The organism is Alteribacillus sp. JSM 102045 (assembly GCF_041949975.1).
Taxonomy (GTDB): Bacteria; Bacillota; Bacilli; order Bacillales; family Marinococcaceae; genus Alteribacillus.
This window is the reverse complement of sequence record NZ_JBHFQG010000018.1, coordinates 36,348-48,895: the sequence shown is the minus strand read 5'-3', so window position 1 is coordinate 48,895 and position 12,548 is coordinate 36,348. Positions and strand designations below refer to the sequence as shown.

Here is a 12,548-nt window from a genome sequence, read left to right as displayed (position 1 = left end):
ACATCTTTTATTGTTGAATGTATAGTCAGACTGCCAATTAGCTGGTGTTATTTACATCAACCTAAACAAAAAGGAGTCTGCTAACCATCCGGTCGTGAAAATGAATCACGGAAGGTGGCGCCATTGCGCTTAATGTGAAATTGGCAGCGGGCTTGATGTGAACTCTGTAATTGAACAGGAGATGCCGAAATACAAGTGAGTGATATTTTAAGTTCCTTGATTGATTACCGCATTTATTTACTTCCTCCGACTTCGTTCTTCAAAACACATCTTTGGTTTCTGTTTTAACTCGCTTTCTCCAACTTCGGTCTTCAAGCCCTTTCCTTGATTACCATTTCGCTTTTCTTTCTGCTGGTCCGGGCTTCATATCCCCTTATTCTCATTCCGCAAACGCTTTAAAATGGTAAATGGGCTGTCCCTTATTTCCGAGACAACCCTCGTTTTTATTACATTTTAATTTTTTCACCGGCCTCTGCTGCTTTTGCTTTTTGGACAGTTTTCCAGCAGGACACGCCAGCTCTTTCGTCAAACTGGCGGAATAATTGTTTTTCTTCGCTTTTTGAAGGGGCGATTTGTTTAAATCGATTATATAGAGCGAGTACATCTTCTCGAGGTACTGCTTTATGATGAGCTCTTTCAATTGTTTGATAGAAATTCACAGCGTCAATTACTTCTTCTTTGCTCCAATCCATGGAAATGGGCATATGCAGTTGTTCTTCCAAGGTGAATCCCTCCTGTCAGCACCAGCGGGTTCGTACGTCATTAGCTTCATTTTTCATTCGATCAAACAGCTCTTGTACGCTTGGACAGTCATTAATTCTTCCTATCACTTGACCTGCCCAGCCAAATCCTTTTTGATCATTCCCATGATAAATGTAAGAACGATTTGCTTCTCCGCTGATATAATCTTTTAATTTTTCATATTCTGGGGTTTGGTGTTCCACTTCTAATATTTTTTCCGTCCATTCATTTTTTAACGCACGTCCTGGTGCCCCAATGGAACGTTTGATGATTACCGTATCATTTTCGGTCCCTTTCATCAATGCTTCCTTATAGTGTTCATGAGCATGAACACACTCTTTGGTGGCAATAAACCGCGTTCCCATTTCTATTCCTTCAGCTCCCAGGGCAAGAGCGGCCATCATTCCGCGTCCGTCTCCAATTCCACCTGAAGCAATAACCGGAATAGACACTCTATCAACTACCTGCGGAATCAGCACCATCGTGCCTGTATCCTGTTTTCCAACATGACCACCGCCTTCCTGACCGACAACCATCACCGCATCCGCACCAAGTTCTTCCGCTTTTTCTGCTTGACGCCGTGCTGCAACCAAAACAAGCTTTTTTACATCGGTTCCTTTTAATAAGTCAAAAATGGGAGACGGATTTCCTCCAGTCATTGAAATGACTTCTACTCCTTCTTCAAGCGAAGCTTCTACCATGTGTTCGAAAGGCCTTCTATATTGACCGATAGCAAAATTTACGCCAAAGGGCTTATCTGTTTTTTCTTTCACCTTACGAATTTCTTGTTTTAGAGCCTCAGCGTCTGGCAAGGACATCGCTGTAATTTGTCCTAAGCCTCCTGCGTTAGAAACGGCTGCGGAAAGATCGGAATACGCTAAATAAGCAAGACCTCCTTGAATAATTGGGTATGTAATATGTAAGCGCTCGGTGACTCTTGTTTTCCATTCCATAGTTTCTCCTCCATTGTTTTATTTTTCTCTCAATCATGACTTCTTTATCTAAGAGTATTTCCCTGCTGATTATTAGAAAAAGGATATTTTCGTCAAGCATTGTCTTTTGATGTTTAAACACAAAAAACATCCCCTGTGCCGGAAAAAAGCAGGGGATGCTCTCGTCTGATATTTATTTTTTGGACTTACCGCATTTCTTACAGCTCGTAGAATATAAGGTTGCCACTTTTTCTCCATCAAAATGTTCGATCGTGCGATCACAGCTTTGGCATACGATAATTCCCACTGGAATCCTCTCCTTTGAAAGCGTTTTATCGTTTACTGTAATTTTATATTATGATGTCATAATTAAAAAGTCAACCCTAAATTGTATAACACATTTAAAAATATCGCCCAGATAAATGAGACTTGCGACTTTATTTTATTTATTAAAGCGCATTTATTAAGATTTACAGCATTAGAACAAAAGCGCAAGCGCCCTGTTCAGCCTCGACAGGTAAATGTTCTCCAGTCACTAAAGGCGCTCTTTGCCTTTCATGACTGGAGGTTATTTAACCCCGAGAGGCTGGGCGCTGAAGCTAGACGCGGATAATCCACACTTGTAAAAAAATAATTTCCTAAACAATAAAAAAAACTGACTCACAGCTGCAAGTCAGCTTAATGTTCCATATTTTTATTGTAAGAAGTCTGATGAAGCCGCTCCTAAAAAACGGCTTACTTCATTTAAAAAAGTGACGTCTTCTTCTTGTATAATATAGCGTTCTGGTCGTATTTTCAAAACTAGAATGCCTTTTAGAATGGCATTTGTGTAAAAAGGAACAAATAAATAAGTGCTGTCTATTGTAAAATACGACGAAGTCTTTCCGTGAATCGCGCAATGTGACACCGGGCTGTCTTTTATAGGAACTTTTAGTCCCTTTGCCTTTTCGCGAAGCGTAATGACATGAAAGTGGTCCCAATTATTTTCATAAATAGCTGTCACTTCACAGAAATTCCATTTCTGTTCAAAAGTTTTTAACACCTTGATATAAAACTCGTGCAGGGTAGCAGCATAGTCCTGAGCAAGACCGACCTCCATTCTCATTTCGTCCAGTAATTCTGACTTATTCATGTCACTCCCCCCTTACTTCACCTTTCCATTAACGTACAATTTCATCGGGGTGAATAAATCCGTACCCTTCTTCACGAAAATGTTCAATCATCTTGGGAAGTGCTTCTTTCGTCCATTCTCTATCATGCATGAGCAGGTTAGCCCCGTTTGTAAGAAGTTCTGTATTAACCATTATTTCTGCGAGGGCGTCTGATTCCATATATTCTTCTTCCCAATCATATCCGTACGTCCAATTCATCCACGTCATATCTTCTTCTTTTAAGATAGCTTTTGAATTATCTGTATTTATTCCAAACGGCGCTCTAAAAAAGACCGGTCTTTCTCCCGTTATTTCTTCTATTAAATCATTTAAATCCACAATCTCCTGCATTGTTTCTTCCTTAGAAATTTCATTTAAAGAAACATGATTCATTGTATGGTTTCCAATTTCAAAACCTAAGTCATAAATGGCTTTTAAATTCTCCTGTCCCTTTTCGTCATTTATGAAATGTCCATTAACAAAAAAGATAGCTGGCACCTTTTCTTCGGCTAAAAATTCAGCCATTTCCAAGCTGTGAGAATCTGGTGCATCATCAATCGTAATAAGCACATTGCGCTCATTTGATTCTTCTACGTGCTGCAAAGACCAATCACTTTTTCGAATTTCATACTTAGGACTGTATGTTTCTTCTTTATCTTCGTCATTTTCTTCTTCTGCTGCTTTTTCTTTATTTTCGTCCACATCAGATAATTCATTTTCTTCCTCTGACTGATTGTCTGTCTGTTCCTCTATTTGTTCTGGCTCCTCAGTCTCTGAAGCAGTGCCCTCAGAATTGGCACTGCAAGCAGCTAAAAACAAAAAAAATGCCCCCAGCGGTAATAGTGTTTTCAACCGTTCTTCCCCCCTCCTGTTATCTTTTTCTATCATATCAAAAATGTGAAAAAACGGGTTAAAAAAATCAAAAAAATATAATTATATTTATAATTCTTTGGACTTATATTTTTCCACAATAAACTTAGTCAATTTTCGCTATTTTTTGATTAGTTGTGCCGTTTGATGGGTATATAAGGTTGTTAGGTGTTATCTGTTGACCCCTTTTTTGTACATGTTATAATTTCCTTTGTGGATTTTTCAGGTATTAGACAATATGCTTTCACAAATAATAAAGTATAATTGTCTTGTGAAGAGAAATCAGGTTTGGTCTATTTAGTACACATAGCAATTACTAACTATTGAGAAACGTAATGCATTTAAAATTCCTAGGAAAGGTGGTTTTGCCTAAGATGAGGAAGTTAACACCTGTTTTTTACATTTCCTTTATTATTGCTTTATTGTTCATCATCTGGGGCGTGATTGCACCAGATAACGTAGAAAACATATTAGGAAATATTCAGGCTTTTATTTCTGAAAAACTCGGTTGGTTTTATTTGCTATCGGCAACAACCTTTGTGATTTTTGCTATCTACCTTATTTTCAGTCCATATGGAAGAATTAAATTGGGTAAACCTGATGAAAAACCAGAGTATAATTACTTTACGTGGTTCGCTTTTCTCTTCACTGCTGGTATGGGGATCGGTCTTGTATTTTGGGGCGTTGCAGAGCCTCTTTATCACTATTATGGCCCTCCAGCTGGCGAGCCGGAAAGCGGAGCAGCAGCAGCGGCTGCTCTACGTTATTCCTTTTTCCACTGGGGCATTCATCCATGGGCTATTTATGCTATCGTTGCACTAGCCCTTGCATATTTTAAGTTTCGTCATGATGCACCAGGCGTTGTAAGTGCTGCACTCCGGCCTATTTTTGGAGATAAAGTGGACGGACCTGTTGGTACATTAATTAACGTATTAGTTGTTTTTGCAACCATTTTTGGTGTAGCAACATCATTAGGTTTCGGGGCTGCCCAGGTTACTGGCGGGCTTAGTCACTCGTTCGGTTTTATTACAAATAACATTGGGACGCAAGTAATTGTTATTGGTATTATTACTGTGCTTTACCTTATATCTGCAGGTACGGGCTTAAATCGCGGGATTCGAATTTTAAGTATGACCAATATCGTGCTGGCTGTCGGTCTTATGTTATTTTTACTAGCAGTAGGACCTACGGTATTCATTTTTGATGTATTTACCACAACACTCGGAAGTTATCTTCAAAATCTTCCTAGCATGAGTTTCAGCACAGCCACCTTCACAGGTGATAGAGAGTGGCTTGAAAGCTGGACGATCTTCTATTGGGCATGGTGGATTGCATGGTCTCCATTTGTAGGAACGTTTATTGCAAGGGTTTCCCGTGGACGGACTATTCGTGAGTTTGTACTTGGAGTACTTGCTGTTCCAACTATATTCGGTGCTATGTGGTTTTCAGTATTTGGAGCAACTGGTATCTCTCTAGATGACGCAATGAACGGACAGCTATATAACATAATGAGTGAGCAAGGCGAAGAAATTGCTTTATTCTCCCTGCTTGAAAACTTCCCATTAGCGTCTATTATGATCACGATCGCGATTTTGCTTATTATTTCTTTCTTTGTTACTTCCGCAGACTCAGCAACGTTTGTTCTGGGGATGCAAACGACAAATGGAAGCTTAAATCCTCCTACCTCTGTTAAAATGGTTTGGGGCGCTATTCAGTCTTCTGCAGCAGCAGTTCTACTGTATTTCGGCGGTCTCGCAGGCCTGGAAATGGCTATGATTATAGCGGCGCTGCCATTTACATTCGTCATGCTGTTAATGGTAGTTTCCATATTCAAAGCACTCAAAAGCGAACGGAATATCCTGCAGACAGATAAAGCGGCTATTCAAGCAGAACGAAACCGGCTTCGAGAAGAAAAAGAACGCTTGAAGAAAGAAAAAGAAGAATTGAAAAAACAAGTGAAAGCTCCTAAAAACAGATAGAAAAATGTGTACCCCTCTATGTTTGAAATATAAGCATAGAGGGATTTTTGTCTATTTCAGTGTTTTTGTGGCCAGACCCTGATGAAATTTTGATATGGATAATATTTTGCTTTTTTTGGATAATAAAATCGGCTTTTTGGAAAATAAATTGCTTCAATTGGCTAGTAGATTGCTTCATCCGGCTAGTATTGTAAGAAACTGCCATAAAAACAACACCACCAGCCACTTGTACCTCTATATTTAACTCTACGCGCTATAACAGCCTCTTTTCCCCACAAAAAAATGCCCTCCTTTATTGGAGGACACTTTCCTGTATAATCCGTCTCTTTATTTTGTAATATGAATAGGTGTGCCAAGCGCCACTTCAGCAGTTTCCATTGTGATCTCCCCTAATGTCGGGTGAGCGTGAATGGTCATAGCGAGGTCTTCTGCTGTCATTCCTGCTTCAATCGCAAGGCCGGCTTCTGCAATCATATCAGAAGCGTTTGGTCCAGCGATTTGGGCGCCGATTACAAGACCGTCTTCTTTTCGGGTAACCAGCTTCATAAACCCTTCAGAATCGTTAAGAGAAAGTGCTCTTCCGTTAGCCTGGAACGGGAATTTCGCACCAACAGCATCATAGCCGGCTTCTTTGGCTTCACTTTCTGTATAACCTACACTTGCGAGTTCTGGTTCAGCGAATACCACCATTGGGATACCCAAGTAGTCAATTTCAGAAGCTTCGCCAGAAATAGCTTCAGCAGCAATTTTTCCTTCATAAGAAGCTTTATGCGCAAGCTGAGGGCCTTCAATAATGTCTCCAATTGCATAAATGCTCTTGTTGCTTGTTCTGCACTGTTTGTCTACTTTGATGAAGCCTTTCTCATCAAGTTCTACACCGATTTGCTCGAGACCTAGCTCATCTGTATTTGGTTTACGGCCAACTGAAACAAGTACATAGTCTGCGTCATAGGACTTTTCTTTTCCTTTGACTTCTGCTTTGATTGTCACACCATTGTCCGTTTCTTCTACCGATTGTGCAAATGCTTGTGTTTCGAACTTCACGCCATTTTTCTTCAAACGACGCTGAACAAGCTGTGCCATTTGTTTTTCAAATCCACCGAGGATACGTTTCTCACCTTCCAGCACAGTCACCTCAGAACCGAGGTTGGAATAAGCGCCTGCAAGCTCAATACCAATATAGCCGCCGCCAATAACAACGAGCTTCTCTGGAATTTCGTCAAGACTAAGCGCGCCAGTGGAGTTGATGACGCGTTTGCTGTATTTAAAATTTGGAAGCTCGATTGGACGAGAGCCGGTAGCAACAATACAATTTTTAAATTTGTACGTTTGCGAATTGTATTCATCCATTGAGACTTTTACAGAGTTTTCATCGGAAAAATAAGCTTCACCTTGGACGATGTTCACGTTGTTTCCTTTAAGAAGCCCTTGAACACCACCAGTCAATTTTTTCACGACGCCGGCTTTCCATTCCTGTACTTTAGAAAAATCAACGTTTACTTTCTCTGCAGTAATACCCATTTCATCTCCGCCGGATTTTGCTTCATGATAGCGGTGACCTGCTTGAATTAGAGCTTTAGAAGGAATGCAGCCTACGTTCAAGCATACACCGCCTACATCGCCTTTTTCCACAATCGTTACCTTTTGGCCTAGCTGCGCAGCACGGATAGCTGCAACATAGCCCCCTGGTCCGGAACCTATAATCAGCGTATCTACTTCTTCTGCGAAATCTCCTACAACCATTTTTACCCCTCCATTACTAATAATTCTGGATCGTTTAATAAGCGTTTTACATGGTTTAACGCATTTTGAGCTGTGACTCCATCGATAAGACGGTGGTCATAACTTAAGGATAATGCAAGCATAGGTGCGATGACAACTTCTCCATCACGAACGACTGCTTTTTCTTCAATTCTTCCAATACCCAAAATAGCAACTTCCGGGTGATTGATAACTGGTGTGAACCATTGGCCTTGAGCAGAGCCTACGTTTGAAATAGTGCAGGATCCGCCTTTCATTTCTTCCGAAGAAAGTTTGCCGTCACGGGCTTTGCCTGCAAGCTGATTAATTTCATCTGCAAGCATAAAGATGGATTTACGGTCGGCATCTTTCACTACTGGTACAACAAGTCCTTGTTCTGTATCAGCAGCGATACCTACATTATAATACTTTTTGTACACAATTTCTTCATTTTCGTCATCAATAGATGCATTTAATGCCGGGAATTCACGAAGTGCCGAAGTTAATGCTTTAACAACATATGGCAAATACGTGAGTTTGATATCTTTTTCTGCTGCTACTGGCTTAAACTTCTTACGATTAGCAACAAGATTCGCTACATCTACTTCATCCATGTGCGTCACATGAGGTGCTGTCTGTTTGGAGTTCACCATTGCTTTTGCAATAGCTTTGCGAATTCCTTTCATTGGAACGCGCTCTTCAAGAGCACCTGTATTTTGAGCCGCAGCTGGTGCCGTTGTTTCTGCTGGAGCTTCTTCTTTAGCACCTGTATCTTCTGCAGCTTCTTGTCCGCCTTCAAGATAAGCGTCCACGTCTTCTTTTAAAACACGGCCGTTTTTGCCGCTTCCTTGCACTTTTTGAATAGCTACGCCTTTTTCACGAGCGTATTTGCGCACAGAAGGCATGGCAATCACACGCTTGCCGTCGTCTTCAGCTTCATCGACAGCTGCAGGAGCTTCCTCTTTTTTCTCTTCTTTCTTCTCAGAAGTTTCTTGTTTTTCTTCTTGCTTTTCTTCTTTACCAGAATCGTCTCCGCTTTCTTCTTCCGGAGTATCTTCGCTTCCGTCGTCGATGGTTAAAATAACATCGCCTACAACCGCTGTCGTTCCTTCGTCTACTTTTACGTCTTTTACAGTTCCTTCTACTGGAGAAGGAATTTCTACTACTGCTTTATCGTTTTGTACTTCACAAAGTGTATCATCTTCTTTAATAGTATCCCCAGGCTTAACAAACCATTTAACAATCTCACCTTCATGAATACCTTCACCAATATCTGGAAGTTTGAATTCGAAAGCCACTTCATTTGCCTCCTTCAGTTATCTCAATCTTGTTCCACATTTTCTACCGGACATACTAAGAGACTGAAAAAGAAAACGTTCCTTGCATTCTTTTCCAGCCTGATTCTATTTAAATGATCCTTAGAAATTAATTACTGTTTTTGCTCGTTCTACCACGTCTTTATGATCTGGAAGCCATACATCTTCTGCAGCTGCAAATGGATACACAGTATCCGGTGCAGTTACACGAAGAACTGGAGCTTCTAGGTGCAAGATGGCATGGTCATTAATATCAGCTACAACATTTGCTCCGACACCAGCTTGCTTTTGTGCTTCCTGTACAACAATAGCACGATTGGTCTTTTTCACTGATTCAATCACCGTGTCCATATCAAGCGGACTTACTGTACGAAGGTCAATAACTTCGGCTTCAATTCCTTCTTCTGCAAGTTCTTCTGCAGCTTTTAAGGAAGTGTGCACCATGGCACCATAAGTAACAATTGTAATATCTTTTCCTTCTCGTTTCACATCCGCTTTGCCAATTTCAATAGTGTATTCTTCTTCCGGCACTTCTTCACGGAAGGAACGATACAGTTTCATATGCTCAAGGAATACAACTGGATCGTTGTCACGGATAGATGAAATCAAAAGTCCCTTCGCATCATACGGAGTGGAAGGAATAACTACTTTTAATCCAGGAGATTGTGCCATTAATCCTTCCAAGTTGTCCGCATGAAGTTCCGGAGTTTTAACCCCGCCTCCAAATGGAGAACGAATAGTGATTGGTGAATGATAATTTCCACCGGACCGGTAACGCATACGCGCAGCTTGCCCAGCTACTCCGTCCATTGTTTCGAAAACGAAACCGAAAAATTGAATTTCCATGACCGGACGGAAACCTGTTAATCCAAGACCAATGGATAAACCGGTAATACCAGATTCAGCAAGCGGTGTATCAAACACACGCTCTTCCCCAAATTCGTCCTGCAGGCCATCAGTTGCTCTAAATACTCCACCATTTAGCCCAACGTCTTCACCGAAAACAAGAACATTCTCGTCGTTTTTCAGCTCCGTACGCATCGCATCCGTTATTGCTTGAATCATTGTCATTTGCGCCATAGCTTACTTCGACTCCTTCTCTCTATATTCTTCAAGCTGCTGCTGCAAATTAGCTGGCAGCTTTTCATGCATAATTTCAATCAAGTCGGACACTTTCTGCTTCGGTGTATCGTCTGCTTTCTTAATCGCAGCTTTAATGTCGTCTTTTGTTTTATCCACAATCTCATTTTCTTTTTCTTCAGACCAGAGATCTTTGCTCTCGAGATATTTACGGAATCGCACTAATGGATCTTTTTTCTCCCATTCATCATCAAGATCAGATGTACGGTAACGTGTAGGATCATCACCTGCCATAGTGTGCGGACCGTAGCGGTAGCACATCGTTTCAAGTAATGTCGGACCGTTGCCGTTTACTGCATTTTCACGTGCTTCTTTGGTTGCAGCGTACACAGCAAGCACATCCATACCATCTACTTGCAAGCCGTTAATACCGGCAGCTACTGCTTTTTGTGCAATTGTTTTGGCAGCGGACTGCTGTTCTACTGGAACAGAAATCGCAAACTGGTTGTTTTGTACCACAAAAATTGCTGGTGCGTTGTATGCTCCGGCAAAATTCATTCCTTCGTAGAAGTCCCCTTGGGAAGCACCGCCGTCACCGGTATAAGTTATAGCTACATTATCTTTGCCTTTTCGTTTCAAGCCTAGTGCAACACCAGCAGTTTGTACGATTTGGGCCCCGATAATAATTTGAGGCATCAATACGTTTACTTCTTCAGGAATTTGGCCGCCGTGAAAATGACCGCGGGAATACAAAAATGCTTGATACAGCGGAAGACCGTGCCAAACGATTTGAGGGACATCACGGTAACCAGGTAAAATCCAGTCTTCTTTTTCCAAAGCGAACTGAGAACCCAGCATCGATGCTTCCTGTCCCGCTACTGGAGCGTAGAAACCTAAACGGCCCTGGCGGTTCAAGGAAATTGCACGCTGGTCCCAAATACGGGTGTAAACCATGCGCTCCATAAGCTCTTGTAAATCATCATCCGATAGATCAGGAAGGGCGTCTTGATTAACGACTTCCCCTTCTTCATTCAAAATCTGAAACATTTCAAAGTGACCTTCAACTTGCTCCAATGTTTTGGTAGCCACAAATGTTCACCTCTTCCTTTCTTTACGTGGTTAAATATGCTGGCTTGTACTATTTCTTATTATGAAAGAGAACCAGACGATAAAAAGTAGACATCTTCAAACATCCCGGTCTCTTACCATCACAAATGAGCTAAACAATGAACCCATTGCCCGGCCATTTCTTACAAACCTTAGGGTAACCAGATAGTGCTAGAAACATCAGTATTTAATACTTTAACAATCCACTATTTTCATATTACCCGTGACCACTTATGCATAATCATATGTCTGTTTTTGTGCAAATCTTTTTGGCTGTTTCACTTATTTTTATAAAAAAATGAAACAACCCTGCCCACTGATAAGAATATACTAAATGAAAAAGATTCGTCAATCCTTTTTGCTCAAACGTTTTTTAGACTTTTCGTGTTACTTAATAATTTCTGCATTTCCAATACTGTTATATATCATTTAATAATTTGCTATAAACAGGTTTTACGATTGTAAGCGCATTCAAAATAATTTTCTTCTATAACAGAGCTCAACCATATGAATTTCTTAAAATGGCCCATTTTCTTAGGTTTATGTATTAATTCATAAAATTTCGGTACCCCGTTCCAAAACAAAAAAAGAGCGGTCCCGTTTCCATTCTGGGACTGCTCCAGCTTCGAACGATTCACTATTCTTCTGTTTCTTCTTCATTATCTGAAGTCTCTTCTTCCCCTTCATTCTCAGCAGTTATTTCCAGGCTGGACGCTTCATAAAATGCTTGTTTTGCTTCATTGTAATCATCTGTATATTCATTAAATAGATCCCTGTTGTCTACAACTTTTTTATACGTTTCATTTACATCATCTATATGGGACTGCAATTCTTCTATTGTTAAGTCTTCCTTTGTGAACGCCTCATATAAGACAATATCATCACTTATAGCTTTTTCATAACTTTCATAAAGTGATTGATACGTATCATAGCGTTTATTCATGGCATCCTTTACTGCCTCTGCCTCTTCTTCTGCGCCTTCTACATTTTCCATTTGTTCTTCTCCAAGCTTATATTCTTCATAAGCTTCCTCAATACTCTCTTTTTCATATTCTAACAGCCCTTTTCGTTCTTCTGCATAACTGATGGCTTCATCAGCAAGCTCTTCAATTTCCTCTAGCTCTTCAGACCCTAAAGTAAGCATTTCTTCATATAAATTTTGCTCTTGTTGTTCCAGCTCCATTAATGGTTCTTGCTGCTGCTCAAAGTCTTCTTCCAGCGAAACTGCTTCTTCTAAATGAGCATAAACTTGTTCCTCAGGACTTTTACCACATGCACTCATCACCACAACTAAACCTAATACAGCAGCTGCGAAGCAAATTCCTTTTTTATGTACCAGCACAGCAGTACCCCCTCCCTGTTCTCCATCCACCAGAGCCGTATTTGCAGCCGGCCTCTGTTATTTATCATATTACAATTGTTTTTACAATATTTACCCTCACAATCATATAGCAACATTCTTTCTAAATCAATATTAGAAAGTTGTGGAGTATACACTGCACCACATGCTCCTATTTGTCTTAGTTAATGTATGCTTTTTTCTTTTTCTTCATAACATCTGCTTTTTTTGGGTTTTTGCCCATCCCATTTCTTTATTTTTACATAAGGTATTAGGGAAATGCCCCATACAAG

Annotated in this window: 12 protein-coding genes; 1 reads left to right on the top strand and 11 read right to left on the bottom strand. The window is 40.5% G+C overall.

Annotation, left to right across the window (positions count from 1 at the left end; all coding sequences use genetic code 11):
- Positions 1-446: 446 nt before the first annotated feature.
- The 5 genes from ACE1TI_RS12935 to ACE1TI_RS12915 all read right to left on the bottom strand — a co-directional run bounded on the left by ACE1TI_RS12935 (position 447) and on the right by ACE1TI_RS12915 (position 3,676).
- A complete protein-coding gene (locus ACE1TI_RS12935; protein ID WP_375008008.1) occupies positions 447-722 on the bottom strand; it encodes a UPF0223 family protein in 276 nt (91 codons plus the stop codon).
- A 15-nt stretch (positions 723-737) separates the two neighbouring features.
- Complete coding sequence (locus ACE1TI_RS12930; protein WP_375008007.1) at positions 738-1,694, bottom strand: NAD(P)H-dependent flavin oxidoreductase; 957 nt, start codon at positions 1,692-1,694, stop codon at positions 738-740.
- Positions 1,695-1,866: 172 nt separating this feature from the next.
- Positions 1,867-1,980: a GapA-binding peptide SR1P gene (locus ACE1TI_RS12925; protein ID WP_375008006.1), complete on the bottom strand. Its 114-nt coding sequence runs from the start codon at positions 1,978-1,980 to the stop codon at positions 1,867-1,869.
- A gap of 387 nt (positions 1,981-2,367) precedes the next feature.
- Positions 2,368-2,805 carry a hypothetical protein gene (locus ACE1TI_RS12920; protein ID WP_375008005.1) on the bottom strand — a complete coding sequence of 146 codons (438 nt, stop codon included), beginning with the start codon at positions 2,803-2,805 and terminating at the stop codon, positions 2,368-2,370.
- Between the two features lie 28 nt (positions 2,806-2,833).
- Complete coding sequence (locus ACE1TI_RS12915; RefSeq protein WP_375008004.1) at positions 2,834-3,676, bottom strand: polysaccharide deacetylase family protein; 843 nt, start codon at positions 3,674-3,676, stop codon at positions 2,834-2,836.
- A 392-nt stretch (positions 3,677-4,068) separates the two neighbouring features.
- Between ACE1TI_RS12915 and ACE1TI_RS12910 the strand changes: the two genes are divergently transcribed.
- Positions 4,069-5,673 carry a glycine betaine uptake BCCT transporter gene (locus tag ACE1TI_RS12910; RefSeq protein ID WP_375008003.1) on the top strand — a complete coding sequence of 535 codons (1,605 nt, stop codon included), beginning with the start codon at positions 4,069-4,071 and terminating at the stop codon, positions 5,671-5,673.
- A 16-nt stretch (positions 5,674-5,689) separates the two neighbouring features.
- Here ACE1TI_RS12910 and ACE1TI_RS12905 read toward each other — a convergent pair whose 3' ends face one another.
- The 6 genes from ACE1TI_RS12905 to ACE1TI_RS12880 all read right to left on the bottom strand — a co-directional run bounded on the left by ACE1TI_RS12905 (position 5,690) and on the right by ACE1TI_RS12880 (position 12,258).
- Positions 5,690-5,899 carry a hypothetical protein gene (locus ACE1TI_RS12905; protein ID WP_375008002.1) on the bottom strand — a complete coding sequence of 70 codons (210 nt, stop codon included), beginning with the start codon at positions 5,897-5,899 and terminating at the stop codon, positions 5,690-5,692.
- Between the two features lie 101 nt (positions 5,900-6,000).
- Positions 6,001-7,416 carry a dihydrolipoyl dehydrogenase gene (lpdA, locus tag ACE1TI_RS12900; RefSeq protein WP_375008001.1) on the bottom strand — a complete coding sequence of 472 codons (1,416 nt, stop codon included), beginning with the start codon at positions 7,414-7,416 and terminating at the stop codon, positions 6,001-6,003.
- Positions 7,417-7,418: 2 nt separating this feature from the next.
- Positions 7,419-8,711: a dihydrolipoamide acetyltransferase family protein gene (locus ACE1TI_RS12895; RefSeq protein ID WP_375008000.1), complete on the bottom strand. Its 1,293-nt coding sequence runs from the start codon at positions 8,709-8,711 to the stop codon at positions 7,419-7,421.
- 120 nt (positions 8,712-8,831) lie between these two features.
- Positions 8,832-9,809, bottom strand: coding sequence for an alpha-ketoacid dehydrogenase subunit beta (locus ACE1TI_RS12890; protein WP_375007999.1), 978 nt, complete (start codon positions 9,807-9,809; stop codon positions 8,832-8,834).
- A gap of 3 nt (positions 9,810-9,812) precedes the next feature.
- Positions 9,813-10,856 carry a pyruvate dehydrogenase (acetyl-transferring) E1 component subunit alpha gene (gene pdhA, locus ACE1TI_RS12885; protein WP_375008036.1) on the bottom strand — a complete coding sequence of 348 codons (1,044 nt, stop codon included), beginning with the start codon at positions 10,854-10,856 and terminating at the stop codon, positions 9,813-9,815.
- Positions 10,857-11,553: 697 nt separating this feature from the next.
- Positions 11,554-12,258 (bottom strand): YkyA family protein, encoded by a 705-nt coding sequence (locus ACE1TI_RS12880; RefSeq protein WP_375007998.1) that lies wholly within the window; start codon positions 12,256-12,258, stop codon positions 11,554-11,556.
- Between the last annotated feature and the right edge of the window lie 290 nt (positions 12,259-12,548).

What these genes read in the sequence shown, in the direction of transcription:
- ACE1TI_RS12920 (WP_375008005.1), bottom strand. Translation starts at nt 2,805, where the DNA reads ATGAATAAGTCAGAATTACTGGACGAAATGAGAATGGAGGTCGGTCTT.
- ACE1TI_RS12890 (WP_375007999.1), bottom strand. Translation starts at nt 9,809, where the DNA reads ATGGCGCAAATGACAATGATTCAAGCAATAACGGATGCGATGCGTACG.
- ACE1TI_RS12910 (WP_375008003.1), top strand. Translation starts at nt 4,069, where the DNA reads ATGAGGAAGTTAACACCTGTTTTTTACATTTCCTTTATTATTGCTTTA.
- ACE1TI_RS12930 (WP_375008007.1), bottom strand. Translation starts at nt 1,694, where the DNA reads ATGGAATGGAAAACAAGAGTCACCGAGCGCTTACATATTACATACCCA.
- pdhA (WP_375008036.1), bottom strand. Translation starts at nt 10,856, where the DNA reads ATGTTTCAGATTTTGAATGAAGAAGGGGAAGTCGTTAATCAAGACGCC.
- lpdA (WP_375008001.1), bottom strand. Translation starts at nt 7,416, where the DNA reads ATGGTTGTAGGAGATTTCGCAGAAGAAGTAGATACGCTGATTATAGGT.